At 66.6% G+C, this 16,833-nt stretch carries 16 protein-coding genes; 8 read left to right on the top strand and 8 right to left on the bottom strand.

Annotated elements, in window-relative coordinates; translation table 11 throughout:
- Positions 1-31: 31 nt before the first annotated feature.
- From AC1D2L_RS05490 to AC1D2L_RS05475, 4 genes are all read right to left on the bottom strand, one after another.
- Complete coding sequence (locus AC1D2L_RS05490; protein ID WP_476844826.1) at positions 32-385, bottom strand: hypothetical protein; 354 nt, start codon at positions 383-385, stop codon at positions 32-34.
- A 35-nt stretch (positions 386-420) separates the two neighbouring features.
- Entirely contained in the window at positions 421-2,010 is a 1,590-nt protein-coding gene (locus AC1D2L_RS05485; protein ID WP_476844825.1) for a serine hydrolase domain-containing protein, read from the bottom strand.
- Between the two features lie 108 nt (positions 2,011-2,118).
- Complete coding sequence (locus AC1D2L_RS05480) at positions 2,119-2,979, bottom strand: TIGR01459 family HAD-type hydrolase (protein ID WP_476844824.1); 861 nt, start codon at positions 2,977-2,979, stop codon at positions 2,119-2,121.
- Positions 2,979-3,923: a sugar kinase gene (locus AC1D2L_RS05475; protein ID WP_476844823.1), complete on the bottom strand. Its 945-nt coding sequence runs from the start codon at positions 3,921-3,923 to the stop codon at positions 2,979-2,981. Before AC1D2L_RS05475 ends, AC1D2L_RS05480 begins: the two co-directional genes overlap by 1 nt.
- Before the next feature lie 392 nt (positions 3,924-4,315).
- On the opposite strand from AC1D2L_RS05475, the gene AC1D2L_RS05470 reads away from it, so the two are divergent.
- Positions 4,316-5,518 carry a succinylglutamate desuccinylase/aspartoacylase family protein gene (locus AC1D2L_RS05470; RefSeq protein ID WP_476845215.1) on the top strand — a complete coding sequence of 401 codons (1,203 nt, stop codon included), beginning with the start codon at positions 4,316-4,318 and terminating at the stop codon, positions 5,516-5,518.
- An 85-nt stretch (positions 5,519-5,603) separates the two neighbouring features.
- Here the strand turns inward: AC1D2L_RS05470 and AC1D2L_RS05465 are convergent, their stop codons facing one another.
- Both AC1D2L_RS05465 and AC1D2L_RS05460 read right to left on the bottom strand, forming a co-directional pair.
- The gene (locus AC1D2L_RS05465; protein ID WP_476844822.1) at positions 5,604-6,854 is read right to left on the bottom strand and encodes a coiled-coil domain-containing protein; all 1,251 of its coding nucleotides are present in this window, start codon (positions 6,852-6,854) and stop codon (positions 5,604-5,606) included.
- Between the two features lie 107 nt (positions 6,855-6,961).
- Positions 6,962-7,552, bottom strand: coding sequence for a DUF1134 domain-containing protein (locus AC1D2L_RS05460; protein WP_476844821.1), 591 nt, complete (start codon positions 7,550-7,552; stop codon positions 6,962-6,964).
- A 273-nt stretch (positions 7,553-7,825) separates the two neighbouring features.
- On the opposite strand from AC1D2L_RS05460, the gene AC1D2L_RS05455 reads away from it, so the two are divergent.
- Positions 7,826-8,362, top strand: a complete 537-nt coding sequence (locus tag AC1D2L_RS05455; protein ID WP_476844820.1) for a YHS domain-containing (seleno)protein — start codon at positions 7,826-7,828, stop codon at positions 8,360-8,362.
- 52 nt (positions 8,363-8,414) lie between these two features.
- Here AC1D2L_RS05455 and AC1D2L_RS05450 read toward each other — a convergent pair whose 3' ends face one another.
- On the bottom strand, positions 8,415-9,275 hold the full coding sequence (locus tag AC1D2L_RS05450; protein ID WP_476844819.1) for a 3'(2'),5'-bisphosphate nucleotidase CysQ family protein: 861 nt from the start codon (positions 9,273-9,275) through the stop codon (positions 8,415-8,417).
- Positions 9,276-9,389: 114 nt separating this feature from the next.
- Between AC1D2L_RS05450 and chpT the strand changes: the two genes are divergently transcribed.
- From chpT to AC1D2L_RS05420, 6 genes are all read left to right on the top strand, one after another.
- Positions 9,390-10,031 (top strand): histidine phosphotransferase ChpT, encoded by a 642-nt coding sequence (gene chpT / locus AC1D2L_RS05445; protein ID WP_476844818.1) that lies wholly within the window; start codon positions 9,390-9,392, stop codon positions 10,029-10,031.
- A 122-nt stretch (positions 10,032-10,153) separates the two neighbouring features.
- Entirely contained in the window at positions 10,154-12,778 is a 2,625-nt protein-coding gene (locus AC1D2L_RS05440; protein ID WP_476844817.1) for a hybrid sensor histidine kinase/response regulator, read from the top strand.
- Entirely contained in the window at positions 12,775-13,290 is a 516-nt protein-coding gene (locus AC1D2L_RS05435) for a chemotaxis protein CheW (protein ID WP_476844816.1), read from the top strand. Before AC1D2L_RS05440 ends, AC1D2L_RS05435 begins: the two co-directional genes overlap by 4 nt.
- Positions 13,291-13,321: 31 nt before the next feature.
- Entirely contained in the window at positions 13,322-13,687 is a 366-nt protein-coding gene (locus tag AC1D2L_RS05430) for a response regulator (protein ID WP_043237911.1), read from the top strand.
- 79 nt (positions 13,688-13,766) lie between these two features.
- Positions 13,767-14,879, top strand: a complete 1,113-nt coding sequence (locus tag AC1D2L_RS05425; protein ID WP_476844815.1) for a chemotaxis protein CheB — start codon at positions 13,767-13,769, stop codon at positions 14,877-14,879.
- Positions 14,876-15,793, top strand: a complete 918-nt coding sequence (locus AC1D2L_RS05420) for a CheR family methyltransferase (RefSeq protein ID WP_476844814.1) — start codon at positions 14,876-14,878, stop codon at positions 15,791-15,793. Before AC1D2L_RS05425 ends, AC1D2L_RS05420 begins: the two co-directional genes overlap by 4 nt.
- Positions 15,794-16,006: 213 nt before the next feature.
- On the opposite strand, the gene ctrA is transcribed toward AC1D2L_RS05420, so the two are convergent.
- Positions 16,007-16,708, bottom strand: coding sequence for a response regulator transcription factor CtrA (gene ctrA / locus AC1D2L_RS05415; protein ID WP_056805941.1), 702 nt, complete (start codon positions 16,706-16,708; stop codon positions 16,007-16,009).
- Positions 16,709-16,833: the final 125 nt, after the last annotated feature.

The following is a 16,833-nucleotide window of genomic DNA, read 5'->3' as shown; positions in this document are numbered from 1 at the left end:
ATCGGGCGCCGCGTGACGGCGGCCCGCGATCCTACCAGCCGCGCTGCGCCTTGATCATCTTCTTCTGCGCCTGGATCTGGCCACGCATCGCATCCCGCTGCATCTCCGTCTGCATGCGATAGAAGTCCTTGACCCTCTCCTTGCGGGACGTCGTATCGCGATAGGCCTGCCAGTCGTAGTGATCGTCGTGCACATAGGTGTCGTCGGCCAGCGTGTCGAACATCTTCTGGAAGATCGAGCGCGCCTGATGCAGGGGCGCGTCGCCGGCCCTGTCGAGCGGAGCCATGACGGCACCCGCCGGCATGGCTCCCGCAGACGCAGCCAAGCCGGTAGCGAGCGTGATGCCGACGGCCAGCGCCATCGCCGCTCCAGTCCGAAGTGTCATCGCATGGGCTCCTGTTGTGCCTGGATGGTCGCTCATCATGGCGCCGCCTGGCGGGCGAAGGCGTGAGGCAGCGTCGGGTCGATAAATCGGAAACCGGAGACGGCGCCCGTTGCCTCGCGCTCGAAGCGGATGGTCGAGAAAGGGACCGGGCCGTTGATCTCGACGATCGGCGCAAAGGCGCCGTCGGCGGCAAGCCTTGCGGAGAACAGGCTGGAGTCGTCGCGATTGGCGTCGAGCAGGAAGCGGGCATCGGTCTTCTCGAGCACGACCTGCAGCACGCCGTCCGCCAGCGAGACGCTCGCCGTCCCCATGATCGGCGAGTGGTACTGGCCGGCATAGGACCCGGCGATGGCCGGCATGGGACCTGTGATGAACTCGGCGGCCTGGGCGCGCTGGCGCTCCCTCTGGCTGGTCGCCGCAGCCGCCGCGAGCCCGACATTGTCGACGGCCGGGTTGCCGAGCACGCGGTCGTAGAACCAGTGCGCGACGGAATCGGCCATCGCCGGGCTGTCGATATTGGTGAGGATCACGATCCCGGTCCGCGCATCGGGCAGGAAACCGGCATGGGCGCCGAAGCCCGACGTGCCGCCATTATGCCAGATCGCCCGCCCGCGCGGCGTCGACGTCACGACCCAGCCCAGGGCATAGCCGAGGCGCTCGCCCATCGAGACGCGCGGGGTCCAGGTAGCGTCGAGGTTTTCCTCCGACACCAGAACCTTGCCGTCGATCTCCCCGCGCCCCAGCTGCAAGCGCAGCCACTGCGCCATGTCGGGGACGTTGGAGTTCATCGCGCCGGCGGGCCCCATCGCATAGGGGAACGAGGCATGGAACGGGATCGGCACCGGACGGGCGTCGAGGCGATGGCCGGTCGCGTGGTTGTCCGAAGCCAGGATCGCCTCGGGTGTCGCAGAGGTCCGCGTCATGCCGAGCGGTTCGAGCAGGCTCTTGCGGGCGGCGTCGAACCAGCTCGCCTCGCCACGGACCGCCGCGACGATCTCGCCGCCGACAATATGCGGGATGTTGAGGTAGCGGAAATCGGAGCGGTACAGTCCGATCTGTGGCGCGACCCGCATCGATTTGATCATCGTCTGCTTGTCGTATCCGAGGAAGGTCAGGCCATCATTGACGTAAGGCGTCAGCCCGCTGCGTTGCGCCGCCAGATCCAGCACGCGGACATCCCGCGTGATCCAGGGGTCGGCCATCTGGAAATCCGGCCTATGATCGATCACCGGATCAGACCATTTCAGCAGGCCACCATCGACCGCCTGGGCCAGCGTCGTCGCGAAGAACGCCTTCGTCGTCGAGCCGATCTGGAAGATCGTCTCCGGCGTGACGGTCGCGCTGTCTCCCGTACGCCGCGTGCCAAAACCCTTCGCGAAGACCAGCTTGTCGTCGAACACGATACCGAGCGCGACGCCGGGCACGGAAAAGGCCTTCATCCCGGCCTCGACCTGCTGCTCCAGTTGCGGAATGAGACGATCGATTGTCGCCCGATCCGGCGCATCGGCACGCGCCGGCGTCATGACGGGCCCCGCCAGGACACCCGCCAGCAGGGCAAGAGGCAGCCTGCGCCCAGGCGAAAGCGCGGACGACGCGGTCCGCACCAACGGCTTCACAATTTTCACGATCGTCGCTCCCCGCCGGCCCATGATTCGTGGCCTTGCAGGAAGAGTAGACTGGAAATGTAACGATAGCGCCCGGCAATTGGAGCGGATTTTAGAGGCTGCGCTCCGTTACACCAGCGCTCCCATCGCCGCGACGGGCAGGATCGGCAGCCCCGCCAGCACGGCATCCAGCCCCGCGCGATCGAGTTCGCCATCACGCATCGTCTCGTCACGATGGATGCCGCCGGCGATGAACAGGCTGTCGAAGCCCATCAGCCGCGCCCCGGCGAGATCGGTGCGCACGGCGTCGCCGATCACCAGAACCCGGGCAGGGTCGACCGGATGGCCGCCACGGGCCTTGCGTGCCGCCTCGAGAGCGAGATCATAGGCTGGACGATAGGGTTTCCCGGCCCAGGCAACCGCTCCGCCGAGCTGCTCGTAGATCGTGGCAAGCGCACCGGCGCAGGGCAGAAGATCCTCGCCCACATGCACCACCAGATCGGGATTGCCGCAGATGAAGGGCACGCCCCGCGCCGCGAAGCGCTCCAGCAGCGGGCGATACTGCTCCGGCGTCTCGGTGCGATAGTCGTTGAGTTCGGTGGCAACCACGAGATCGGCCTCATCCTCGCCGACCAGCTCGATATCGGTGCCGTCGAAGACCGACCGGTCTTCCTTCCAGCCAATGTGGAAGACCTTGCGATGATGGCTCTCGGCGATCAGCGCCTTGGTGACGTCGCCCGACGTCACAAGCGCGTCCCAGGCCGAATGCGGAACGCGCTTCTTCTCGATCACGCGCGCGACCTGTTCGGATGGCCCCGGCGCGTTCGACAGCAGCACCACGGCGCCGCCCGCCTCACGATAGCGCGTCAGCGCCGCGCAGGCGGGCTCCAGCGCCCACACCCCGTCATGCACCACGCCCCAGACATCGCTGATGACAACATCGTAGCGGGCGAGCAGCTTGCCCGCCTCGGTCAGGATCTTGACGCTCATCAATTTGCCTTCTGTGCTTCCAGGACCAGCCGGGCCTCGACCTCGGCGCGGCGTGGCAGGGGCGCCACGGCGCTGAACCCTTGCGTCGAGAGCGCGGCGGCGACGTTCGCGTAGGCGCCGGCGGCAAAGGCATCGCCGGTCCGCAGGTATTCCGACAGGAACGCGCCGTCATAGCAATCGCCTGCGCCGGTCGCGTCGATGGCATCGACCTTGATCGGCACCAGCCGTTCGCGCCGCTCCGGCGTCGCCACCAGCGACCCCTCATGGCCGAGCGTCAACGCCACGATCCTGGCGCCGAGACGCAGGTAGAAATCCGCGATGGCGTCGGCGTCGGTCAGGCCCGTGAGCTGGGTCGCGTCGTCATAGCCCGGCAGTACGATGTCGGCCATTTCGCAGGCGGCATGGATGATCGCGCGCGCCCGGGTCAGCGGCCACAGCTTGAGCCGCAGATTGGTGTCGTAGGCGGTCATCGCCCCCGCCTCGCGAGCGATGGCAAAGGCCTCGAAGACGGCGTCGGCCGCGCTGGCCGAGATCGCCTGGCTGATGCCCGAGGCCTGCACGATGCGCGCCGAGGCGATCGCCTCGCGGGGCAGGTCGCGCGGGCTCATCAGGCTCGCGGCCGAGCCCGCCCGCAGATAGGAGAAGACATGGCCGCTGGGGCCGTGATCGACGAAATAAAGCCCGGTCGCGGCGCTTGGATGCGTGGTCACATGGCTGTCGTCGACGCCCTCGCGCGTCCAGAGCTCGCGGATCGAGCGCCCAGCCATGTCGTCACCGAGCGCACCGACATAGGCTGTCCTGGCACCCTGGCGGGCAGCGGCGATGGCGCAATTCGACGTGTCGCCGCCATGGCCGAACTGGAAGGCGCCGGCTTCGCCACGGGTGGCATTGAACTCGCCCAGCGGCTCGCCGATGCAGAGGATATCGAAGGTCGGGTTGGTCACGGGCTGAACGCACCATCTGGGAAGGCGGGAGCGCAATCCATGCGCATCGGCCTTCCTAGAGCATGGCGCGAAAAGGGGAAACCCGTCGGCGCGTAGGAGGGGCCGGCAATGAGGTTCTGCTTCCGCCCCCCACCTATTGTCCAAGAGGTCGTCTGGAGCGGTCTGCAAGCAACAGTGTCGTCGCGGTGAATGCCCAGCATCCAACACCGGGTTCGGCCCTGAATGACTCAAATATGCACAACATCCCAATTTTGGACGGAGTGTCCATTTCTCTTCTGCTGGGCTGTACTCGATGAGACATCCTGTAAAATACTGCACTGGTCGGAACAGGTTTGATCGGATCCGACGCGATGGCCTCAATCTGCGTGCGCTTCATGCAAGGAACACTGGCTATGGCAAATGAAAACGGTGACGATCTGGATCGTCGCAACTTCATGCTCGCATCGGCAGCCGCAGCCGGTGCCGCAACCGCGCTGGTAGCGGGAGCAGCGCAGGCACAAACGGCCACGGCGCCCTCAAGTGGGCCAGCCGGCGCAGGGCGGGGCACCGTCTATACGGGCGATGTCATCAACGGAAAGAAGGTCGTCGGTTCACTCGATGTGAACGAACTGGAGGCCGGGCACACGCATCGCTTGTATTTCCAGGGCGTGCAGGCGCCCACCGGGCAGTTTTGGTATGTGTCCGTAACGGTCGCCAGGGGGGCAAAACCGGGCAAGCGCGTCATTCTGACGAGCGGTGTGCACGGCGACGAGATGAGTTCCATCCATACGGTGCAGACCGTGATGAACCAGCTCGATCCGGCGAAAATGTCCGGCACTGTGATGGCGGTCACCGACATATCCCGTCCAGCGCTGGAGAGCATGCAACGCCGGTGGCCGAACCAGGGCAGAGGCAGTGATCTCATCGACATGAACCGGGAATGGCCCGGCAACGAGAACGGGCCGACCGCGCCAAACCGCCATGCCGGGCTGCTTTTCAACCGGCTGCTGCGGCCCAACGCTGACGCGGCGATCGATTTCCATACGGGAACGACCGGGTTCAAGGTCACCGCCTTCAACATCGGCGAGATCGACAGACCCGAGGTCAAGGCGATGCTGGATCTCTACCCCGTCGGCCAGATCCTCAATATGCCGAAATCCGCTTATCCGACCGTCCTGCACAATGCGTTCGTCGACGCCGGAATCCCGGCGATTGCACCCGAGATCGGCGCCGCGCGCGTCCTGGATCACGAGATGATCGCGCTGTTCGTGGAAGGCACGGTGAACGTCCTCAAGCATCATGGCATCGTTGAAGGACCGATGGGCCGCACTGCCACGGGGATGGCTGTCTTTGTCGGCAATAGCGGGTTTCCGATAGTGGCCACCGCTGGGGGGATCGTCGAGCATCTGGTCAAACTCAACGACAAGGTCGTACCCGGGCAAAAGGTGGCCATCCAGCGTAACAGTTTCGGCGAAGTGGTGGCGGAGTACACAGCCGGCGTGGCTGGAGAGATATCGGGGCAGCGCAGCGACGCAATGTCCGAGCCCGGTAATCCCTTGCTGTTCATCCTGTTCAACAAGACGACGCAAGAAGGCGTCGAGACCTACCCCGAATAGGTCTTGGCGCTTGCCGGCGAAGGGCTTGATCAGCGTCAGGTCTCACCCACGCAGGTCGCCCACTTCAACCAGAGCGCCCCCGCCCCTACTCCGCCGCTTCCTGGTTCGGCGGCAGGCGCATCAGGCGCTCGGCGATCTCCACGATCTCCTGGCGCAGCGCCGCATTGCCGGGATCGTTCTGCGTGGACGCGGCCTTCCCGGCCTGGGCGAGTTCGCGCTTCAGCCGCAGCCTGTCGGCGCGCGCCTGGGCCAGCGCGCCCTGCAGGGTCTGGATCTCGGCACGGAGCGTCTCGAGGCGCTGTTCGCGCTCGCGCAGGTCTTCGCGCATCGTCACGATCTCCTCGTCCCGTTTGCCACTCGCCGACAGCAGACGCGCCTGCGCCGTGGCCAGAGAAGCCTCGGCTGCCTCGCGCGCCAGGACCGCGACGCCATGCGCCTCGGCATCCTGCTCGCGCTGCAGCCTGAGCGCCGTCGCTTCCGCAGCCGCCTCTACGCTGGCCGCGGCCGCTGCGGCAAGCCCCGCTTCGGCCTGAGCGGCGCGAGCGTCGAGCGCGTCGGCCCGCAGCCGCTCGCTGTCGCGGTCGGTGGCCATGGCCTTCAGCGAGGCACGAGCCTGCGCCAGGCTGGCCTCGGCCGCGCCGAGTCGGATGCCGAGATCCTCGCTCTTGCCGTCGAGCACCATGATCTTCGTGCGGGCCTCGACATGCCCGACGCGAAGCGCGTCGTTGTCGGCGCGCTGGCTCGCCAGCTCTGCCTCGCGCTCGGCGAGCAGGGCCTGCACGCGGCCAAGCGTCGCTCGCTCTTCCGCAAGCTCGGTGTTGCGGGCAGAAAGATCCGCGCCCGTACCGGTCAGCGCCGAACGCGTCTCGCCGAGGTTCTGCTCCAGCGCCGCGAGATCCGCGACACGCTTGTCCAGCGTCGCGGAGGTTTCGGCATGAGCGGCCAATTCGCCAGCAAGGGTCGCGCGCGTCGTACCCAGTTCGGCCTTCGTCGTGGCAAGTTCGCTGTCGAGATCGGCAATGCGCGCGTCGCGGGCGCTCAGGTCGCGCTCGCGCTGCGCGATCGTCATGTCGCGGCGGCCGAGTTCCTGCATCGCGGCGGCCTTCGCCGCGAAACCGCGCTCGGCCTCCTGTTCGAGGGTCCGTGCGCGCAGCGCGAGTTCGGCGCGCAAATGATCGCGGTCGGCGGCGATCTCGGCCAATGACAGGGGGAACGCGGCTTCGGCGCGCTTGCGAGCCAGCCGCTCGGCCCGGCGCGCGAGGGCGGGCACTGCCGCCAACGCCAGCAGCGTCGCGCACAGGAAGCCGAGCATCACGAGCATGACGGCTTCGATCAAGACAGGCGGCTCCGCATCCGGGGTCGATACCGCGCTAAGCTTGCCACGCCACCCACGCCATGGCCAGAGACACGCAGATGTCCCTGCCCTTGGCCGGTTTCAAGCGCTCAGAAGGGGTTCCAGGTCGCCTGCGGCGTGAATTTGAGGTAGCCGAGATTGACGCCGAGCCGCCAGCCGACGCCGGTGCGGATCGGCACCACCATCATGTTCTCGGCAGCCATCGCGGTGAAGCCGAAGCCACCGATGAAGTAGACGGAGCCATCGACGCCGACGAAGCGCTGGTACAGCGAATCGACCGAAGGCAGGTTGTAGATCAGCATCATCGTGCGGGCGCCTTCGCCGCCGAAATCGAAGCCTACCGAGGGTCCCTGCCAGAACACCTTGCGGTCTCCGGCATTGCGGGTGAACAGCGTCCCCTCTCCGTAGCGAAGACCGCCGACGAAGGCGCCCGCGGCCTCCTGCCCGAGGACATATCCATTGGGCTCGCCCCAGCGGCGAACCGCTTCCTCGATCGTCAGCGCAAGCCCGCGCGAGACATTGCCGAAGAAGGAATGGCCGGAATTGACGAGTTCATTCTGGGAGAACGACCGGTTCTGGTCGTAGCCCGGCCTCTGCTGGCTCGAGGCCGGGAGGCCGGCAAGGACCGTGCCTGCGAGCGCGAGGGCTCCGGCGGCGAAGCTGCGGCGTGAGTAGGTCATCGAGACGTTTCTCCGGGCTGGGCGCCTGTTCGAGGAGTGGCCGACGCCCGAGAACGACGGCCGCGGAGGCAGGCAGATCGACTGGCCTGATGCCCTGGAAGGGCGTTGCAGGACCGGGACGATCCGTCGCGATCCGAACCCAAAAAGAGGACACCGCGCAAATACGCACCATTTCGGTAACGAGTTTGATACGCCGCAAGTGTATCCAACCCGTGAAGATTCCGGTGGCCCGGAAACTCCCCGAAGCACCCTTACCGTCAGGATTTGCCCGCGATGAAGGCCGCAACATGGCAGCGCTGGATCTCGATCGCCGCCGGCGTCCTTGCGCTCTCCCTTGTGCTGCAGCCGGCCTTCGCCGCCAAATCCTCGCTCGGCCCCAACCCCGGCCTGCCCCAAGGGCTGCCCGAACTGCCTCATCCGAGCGAACTGATGCAGGGCAGCCAGCGCTCCGGTGTCGCGATCAGCGGCTTCGATCCCGTCGCCTATCAGCTGCGCGGCGAAGCCACGCCCGGCCGCGCCGACTATGAACTGATCCATCGCGGGACGGTCTGGCGCTTCGCATCGGCAGCCAACCGCGAGGCTTTTCGCGATGCCCCCGCGGTCTACGAGCCGGCCTTTTCCGGCTTCGACGCCATGGGCGTCATCGACGGTCGTGCCGTCGAGACCGATCCGCGCCTCTTCGCCGTCATCGGATCCCGGCTCTTCCTGTTCAGGACGCAGCAGGCGCGCGACAGTTTCGTCGGCGACGCCTCGCTGCTGCGTGTCGCGCTGGCGCAATGGACAAGCGTGTACGAGACCGTCGCCCGCTGAGGCCCAGGCGCGTCATCCGGAAACACTGGGCACGCGTTCCCGGGCTCAATGACTACTTGGAGGCTGCCGCCGCGATCGCCCTGCGTGCCAGGGCCTCGCTGCTCGCCGCCACGAAGGGCGGATTGCGGAACTCCCTGTCGCTGCGGCCATAGACGGGCACGGACCCGTCCAGCACCAGCACGGCTCCGCCGGCCGCCGACAGGATCGCATCGCCGGCCGCGATGTCCCACTCCATGGTCTGCCCGGCCCGGATGTGCAGGTCCGCCTCGCCCGTCGCGATCAGCCCGAACTTGACCGCCGATGACACCGGCATCGTGGCGCTCGACGCCATCGCCACCGCGACGCGGTCGCTCAGCGCATCGCCATGGAAGCGGCTGACCAGCGTCACCGGCCCCTCCGCCGGCAGCGGACGCACCGCGACGCGCTCGGCGGCGCTGCCCGGCGCACCGTCCGGCGTCAGGGTCTGCGTGAAGGCGTCGCTTCCCGCGAACCAGAGGCGACCAAGCTGCGGGGCGGCGATCGCGCCCGCTATCGGCCGCCCGTCCCGGATGATCGCGATCGCGACGCAATAGCTGTCGCCATCGGCCAGGAACTCGCGGGTGCCGTCGAGGGGGTCGAGCAGGATGAAGACCGGTGCGGGCGCGACAGCGTCGACGCTCTCCTCGCTGACCACGGGAAAATCGGGCAACAGTCGAGCCAGCGCCGTCTTGGCCGCGTGGTCGGCGGCGATGTCCGCCGAGCAGACCGGCGTCCCGTCAGGCTTGACCTTGACGTCGCGGGCGTTGCGCAGGCGCAGCAGAACGGCCGAACTCAGGCGCGCCGCCTCCGCCAGCAGCAGAGCAAGGCCGTTCCGGTCGTCTAGGCGCGGATCGTCGCGGCTGATCATGGCGGCATGGGTTCCTTTGGATTTCATCGTGCCGGAATCAGGGTTAACCACATGCAAACGAAGATGCCCTCACTATCCCCGATAACGGCGCCCTGCCTGTCGCGGGCGCTCCCGGACCGCTGATCCCAGGACAATAGCCCCATGACCGCCATCTCGCTCGAGCCGCTAGACCTGGCCGCGCTGCTCTGCAGCCGCGTCTGCCATGACGTGATCAGCCCGGTGGGCGCGATTGTCAACGCGCTGGAAGTGCTGGAGGAAGACGATCCCTCGATGCGCGATTTCGCGCTGGACCTGATCAAGAAAAGCGCCCGCAGCGCGTCCGCACGGCTCCAGTTCGCCCGCCTCGCCTTCGGCGCCGCAGGCTCCGCCGGCGCGATGATCGACCTCGGCGACGCCGGCAATGTCGCCAACGGCTTCCTCAACGACGAGAAGTTGTCGCTCGACTGGGAGGCGCCCCGCGCCCTCCTGCCCAAGAACCAGGTCAAGCTTCTGCTGAACCTGCTGGTGCTTGCCAGCAGCGCCGTGCCGCGCGGCGGCAAACTGGTCTCGCGCGCCACCATCGAAGGCGAACAGGGCCGCTTCGTCATCACCGCGACCGGCTCCCATGCCCGCATCCCGACGCATGTCGAGGAGTTGATCGCCGGCCGCTCCGAGACCGGGACGATCGACGCCCATGCGGTCCAGCCGCTCTATACCGGCATGGTCGCGCGTGCCGCCGGCATGACGATCACCTTCGCGATCGAAGGCGATCAGGTCACCATCGTCGCCGATAAGGCCGCCTGATCGGTAGGTCGGACTAAGCCGCTGAATAGCTGCGCTTTCCGGTCGATCTCAACTGATCATAAACGCTTCTCCTGCTTAGATCGGTCAAAGCGTTTTTTTTGCGTCAGTGATCGGTCTCCAGCATGGACGAACTGCTCCAAGAGTTCCTGAGCGAGACCGGCGAGAACGTCGAGACGGTCGATCGGGAACTCGTCCGTTTCGAACAGGAGCCGAATAACCGCGAGATCCTGCGCTCGATCTTTCGGCTCGTGCATACGATCAAGGGGACCTGCGGCTTCATCGGCCTGCCCAGGCTCGAAGCCCTGACGCACGCCGCGGAATCGGTCATCGGCCAGTTCCGCGACGGCGCCACCGTCAACGTCATCGCCGTCACGGCGATCCTGGAGACGATCGACCGGGTCAAGGACATCCTCTCGGAACTCGCCGACAAGGGCCAGGAGCCCCCGGGCAGCGATCAGACGCTGATTACCGAACTGCAGGCGCTCGCGGAATCCGCGAAGGCCGAGCTCGCGGCCAGGCCCTCCTCCGAGATAGACGAGCATGACCCGGTCGCGGCCTATCTCAACCGTCACGGCAATGCCGAGACCGACGAGGGGCTCGACCTGATCTTCCGCAGTGCGCCGGGCCCGGAGCGCGCCGCCAATGGCCGCATCGAGCCTCCCGTCGAGCTGGCGGCCGACCCCGAAGAGCGCAGCCTGCGCGAGAACCGCAACGTCGGGCCCGCCACGCTGCGCGTCAATGTCGACACCATCGAGCATCTGATGACGATGGTGTCCGAGCTTGTCCTGACCCGTAACCAGTTGCTCGAGATCTCGCGCAATCGCGAGGATGCCGGCCTCAAGGCGCCGTTGCAGCGCCTGTCTCTGATCACGGCCGAATTGCAGGACGGCGTCATGAAGACGCGCATGCAGCCGATCAGCACGGCCTGGTCGAAGCTGCCGCGCATCGTGCGCGATCTCGGCGCCGAACTCGGCAAGCGCATCGAACTGGTGATGGAGGGCGCCGATACAGAACTCGACCGCCAGGTCCTCGACCTGATCAAGGATCCGCTGACGCATATGGTCCGCAACTGCGCCGACCATGCGATCGAAACGCCCGACGAGCGCCGTGCGGCCGGCAAGTCCGAGCACGGCACCATCCGCCTGGCCGCCTACCACGAGGGCGGCTCGGTCACGATCGCGATTTCCGACGATGGCCGGGGCCTCGATTTCGAGCGGATCCGGCGCAAGGCGGTCCAGCAAGGTCTCGCGCAGGACGGCGCCATCGAGCGCCTGAGCGACGCCCAGGTCAGCCGCTTCATCTTCCACCCGGGTTTTTCCACGGCTGAGAAGATCACTGCCGTGTCCGGGCGCGGCGTCGGCATGGATGTCGTCAAGGTGAACGTCGATGCCATCGGCGGCGTCATCGACATCGCCAGCACGGCGGCCCAGGGCACCACCATCACCATCAAGATCCCGCTGACGCTGGCGATCGTCTCGGCACTGATCGTCGTCGCCGGCGAGCAGCGCTTTGCGATCCCGCAGATCGTCGTGCGCGAACTCGTCCGCGTCAAAGCCGGTGCCGACCACCGCATCGAGCAGATCAACGGCGCGCCGGTCCTGCGCCTGCGCTCGCGCCTGCTGCCGATCGTGGCGCTGTCGAGCCTGATGGGCTCGGAAGCATCCGCCACCATCGATGGCTTCATCGTGGTCACGCAGATCGGCGATCGCCAGTTCGGCATCCTCGTCGACAGCGTCTTCCACACCGAGGAAATCGTCGTCAAACCGATGTCGACGAAGCTCCGTCACATCCCCCTCTTCTCCGGCAACACGATCCTCGGCGACGGCGCCGTGGTGCTGATCGTCGATCCCAACGGCATCGCCAAGCTCGTCGGCGCCGCCGTCTCCACCGATCCGATGCGCATCGACGCGCCGGCAGCCGCGCCATCCTCGGATGCCGAAAAGACCACGATGCTGGTCTTCCGCGCCGGCGCCGATGGCCTACAGGCCGTACCGCTCTCGCTGGTCACACGGCTCGAGGAGGTCGATGCCAGCGCCTTCCAGAACAGCGGCGGCCGTGTCCTGCTGCACTACCGCGAGCGGCTGATACCGGTCGTCGCGGTCGCCGATGCCGTGATCCGCAGCGATGGCCTGCAGCCGCTCGTCATCATCTCCGATGGCGACCTGACGATCGCGCTGGCGGTCGATGCCATCGTCGACATCGTCGAGGAGCAACTCGACGTCGAACTCCAGTCCACGACCGATCGCGGCGTGATCGGTTCCGCGCTGATCCGCGGCCGGGCGACCGATGTCATCGACCTCGCCTTCTACCTTCCCAAGGCCGATCCGGGCTGGCTCAGCAGCCGGCGCAGCGAGCAGCCCGAGACGAGCACGGCGCAGGTGATGCTGGTCGAGCCCTCGACTTTCCTGCGCGAGATGTTGAGCCCCGTCCTGAAGGCCTCGGGCCAGCGCGTTGTGCTGGCAGCCGACTTCGACAGTGCAAAACGCCTTGCCGCCGGTGGTGGCTTCAGCGCCGTGCTGATCGACCTCGACCGCGATCCCGAGGCGGCCTACGCCTTCGTCGGGACGCTGCGGGCGGGCGAAGAGAGCGCCCAGCCGCGCATACTCGGGATGACCTCGCTGGCGACGCCGGAACTCCACATGCGCGCCGCGCAGGTCGGCATCAATGAGGTCGTCGCCAAGTTCGACCGCCGCGCCCTGCTGCGCGAGCTCGCCGAACGCAAGTCGACCATGAGGCACGCGGCATGACCACGCAGACGCCTTCGCGCCAGGCCGTCGCCCCCTCTGCACCGGGCTTCGGCGATTCCCTCGATTACGTCACCGTGATGGTGGGCGAACAGATCCTCGGCTTGCCGATCGGCCGGGTCCACGACGTCTTCATCGCCAACCGAATCACGGCCGTTCCGCGCGCGCCGTCCGAGATCATCGGGCTGCTCAATCTGCGCGGCCGAGTCGTCACCGCGATCTGCCTGCGCAAGCGCCTGGGCCAGCCCGTCAAGCCCGGCACCGACGCCGACTGCAAGGGCGACTGTGAGTTGGTCGCGGTCGGCATCGATCTTGGCGGCGAAGCCTATGCGCTGATCGTCGACGCGGTCGGAGAGGTCATGCGGCTTGAACACTCCTCGCTCGAGGCCGTGCCCGTCCATCTGGACCCCCGCTGGAGCGCGCTGGCCGCCGGCGTCCACCGCCTCGACGACCGCCTCCTCGTGGTCCTCGATGTCGATGCGGTTTTGAAACTTGATTTGCCTGCCGCGGCCTGACCGTGGCCTATCGGACTTTTGGAGATTGAACATGAAGTATTGCCTCGTCGTCGACGACTCCGCCGTGATCCGCAAGGTCGCGCGCCGTATCCTCGAAGGACTGCAGTTCCGCATTGCCGAAGCCGAAGATGGCGCCCGCGCGATCGACGCCTGCAAGGGCGAAATGCCCGACGCCGTCCTGCTCGACTGGAACATGCCGATCATGGACGGGTACGACTTCCTGCGCACCCTGCGGCAGATGCCCGGCGGCAAGCGGCCCAAGGTCGTGTTCTGCACCACGGAGAACGACATCGCCCATATCGCGCGTGCCATGCATGCCGGTGCGGACGAATACATCATGAAACCGTTCGACAAGGAAATCGTGGCCTCCAAGTTCCATCAGGTCGGCCTGTTGTGATTGACGCGGCGACAGTCGAGGCTGTTGCCGCTGTGCTGTGCAGACAGTGCATCGGGTTCTCCAGCCCGATGCCATCCGCATGAGACCTGCTCACAAGGCCATGGCTGCCCCGATGCGCCCAAAGACTGTGGTAATCGCCGATCAATCTGTGGTCGTGCGCGGCCTGTTTGCGCGCTGGCTGGGCGAGGCCGGCAAGTTTCACGTCGTCGCCGTCGCGGGCGATGGCGAGACGGCGCTCGCCCATGCCGGCCGTTTCCAGCCCGATGTGATGGTGCTCGATCTCGACATGGCCGGCGGCGACGGCGCCCCGGGCCTGTCGGACATCCTGAAGCACAGCCCCAATACGGGCGTGCTGCTCGCCGCGACCCTGACCGAGCGCAACGCCCGCGTCGCGCTGGAATGGATGACCAAGGGCGCGATGGATGTCGTCTCCAAGCCCGATAATCGCAGCGGCGTGCCGCTCTCTCTCGACATCCGCAACGAGTTCCTCCTCAAGGTCGGCAACATCGCGCTGACACAGGGCCACCCTGGAGCCCTGCCGCCCGAGCTCGATTTCGAGCTGCCCGCGCCAGCCACTGTCAACCTTCGCCCCCTTGTGACGATGGTCCCGCGCTATCTGACGATCGGCGCCTCCACGGGTGGCCCGCGCGCCGTGGCCAAGGTGCTCGCCGATATCGGCGACTGCCTGCGCGAGCTGACGACGCTGGTGGTGCAGCACATGCCCCCCGTCTTCACCGCCTCCTTCGCCGAGCAGGTCTCCGCACAGATCGGCCTGCCCGCGCGCGAGCCCTATGATGGCGAAAGGCTCAGCCGCGGCACCATCTATATCGCGCCCGGAGGCCGGCATCTCGGCATCGATCGCAAGCTCGGCCACCTCGTCGCGACCATAACCGACGGCCCTCCCGTGCGCTTCTGCCGGCCGGCCGTCGATGTCCTGTTCAGCGAGGCGGCGCGTCACCTCGGCCCCGCGGCATTGGGCCTCGTGCTGACGGGCATGGGCAGCGACGGCACCGATGGCGCCGGCGCCCTGCGCCGCGCCGGTGCTGCAGTGATCGCGCAGGATGAGTTCTCGAGCACGATCTGGGGGATGCCCGGCTCCGTGGTGCGGGCACGGCATGCCAGCGCGGTGATTCCGCTCGACGGCATCGGCGAGGCGATCAGGAACCTCATCCATGGGGGCCAGCCCGCATGACCGAGGCCGATTTCGACTTCCTGCGGGCGCTGTTGCACCAGCGCTCGGGGCTCTCGCTCAGCCCTGACAAGCGCTACCTCGCCGAAAGCCGCCTCGGCATGCTCTGCCGCAGGCGCCGGATCGAGGGCCTCGGCGCGCTCGTCCAGACGCTGCGGCTGGGCCATGACCGGCTCCTCGAGATCGCCGTCGTCGAGGCCATGACGACCAACGAGACGCTGTTCTTCCGCGATCGCTCGCCCTTCGATCTGTTCCGCGACGTGATCCTGCCCGAGAAACTCGCCGCCAACGCCGCGACGCGGTCGCTGCGGATCTGGTGCGCGGCCGTCTCGACGGGTCAGGAGGCGTATTCCCTCGCCATGATCCTGGACGAGATGGGTCCTCGGCTCGCCGGCTGGAAGGTCGAGATCCTCGGCACCGATCTCTCCTGCGAGGTCCTGGAGAAGGCGCGCACGGGCATCTACAGCCAGTTCGAGGTCCAGCGCGGCCTGCCGATCCAGATGCTGCTGCGCCACTTCCGGCAGGAAGGCGACAAATGGCATGTCTGTGACCGCATCCGCGGCATGGTCGAGCTGAAGCAGCACAACCTGCTCGAGCCGAATTCGCATTTCGGCCAGTTCGACGTGATCTTCTGCCGGAACGTGCTGATCTATTTCGACGTCCCCACCAAGGCCAAGGTGATGAGCGCGCTTGCCAAGAGGCTGACCGAGGACGGCGTCTTCGTGCTCGGCGCCGCCGAGACGGTCATCGGCATCACCACGACGATCGTGCCCGACAAGACCCAGCGCGGCCTCTATCGCGAGAGCCGCTCCGCCAAGGCGCAAGCCGGCGGCAGCGGGCTGCCCTTCGATCGCTCCAGGACGGTCGCAATCGGCGGTGGCGGTGGTGCCGGCGGCGGCGGTGCGGGCGGCCTCTGACCGGCTCCGCCTCGGCACGATACGCCGGCTGCGCTTCTCACGACTCCGCCTGGCGATGTCGCGCCGGGCCCGGCTGGGTCACGCACCGCGCAAACAAAAACCCCGCCTCTCGGCGGGGTCCCCGTCAGCCTGTCGTGTACATCCGACGATCAGGCTGTAGTCGTTGTCTCATCCGATCATGACTGCCCGATGACAGTCGATCGTCGCTCCCGCTCAGGCGGGGATCCGCTCTTCGACATCATTGGGCTCGCGCAGCACATAGCCACGGCCCCAGACGGTCTCGATGTAGTTCTTGCCGGCCGACGCATTCGCCAGCTTCTTGCGCAGCTTGCAGATGAACACGTCGATGATCTTAAGTTCGGGCTCGTCCATGCCGCCATAGAGATGGTTCAGGAACATCTCCTTGGTCAGGGTCGTGCCCTTGCGGAGCGAGAGCAGCTCCAGCATCTGGTATTCCTTGCCGGTGAGGTGGACGCGGGCAGCGTCGACTTCGACCGTCTTGGTGTCCAGGTTGACCACGAGGTCGCCGGTGGTGATGACCGACTGGGCATGGCCCTTCGAGCGGCGCACGATCGCATGGATGCGCGCAACGAGCTCGTCCTTGTGGAACGGCTTTGTCAGATAATCGTCAGCGCCGAAGCCGAGACCCTTCACCTTGTCCTCGATGCCGGCAAGGCCCGAAAGGATCAGGATCGGTGTCTTGACCTTGGCGACGCGCAAGCTCCGGAGCACCTCGTAACCCGACATGTCGGGGAGGTTCAGGTCGAGCAGGATGATGTCATAATCGTAGAGCTTACCGAGATCGACGCCCTCCTCACCAAGATCGGTGGTGTAGACGTTGAAGCTCTCCGATTTGAGCATAAGCTCGATGCTTTGAGCGGTTGCGCTATCGTCTTCGATCAGCAGAACCCGCATGTCACGTCCCCAATTTCGCCCAGAGGCAATCCACAGTTCATATCGTCCGAGCCCTCACGGCCCTCGACGACGACGTGCTTGCCCTTTGAAACGCCACGCGACACGCTACGAGGAACTGGTTAACA

Source organism: Allobosea sp. P1_B10, assembly GCF_056406735.1.
The sequence above is the reverse complement of the archived record's forward strand: the minus strand, read 5'-3'. Positions and strand labels throughout refer to the sequence as shown.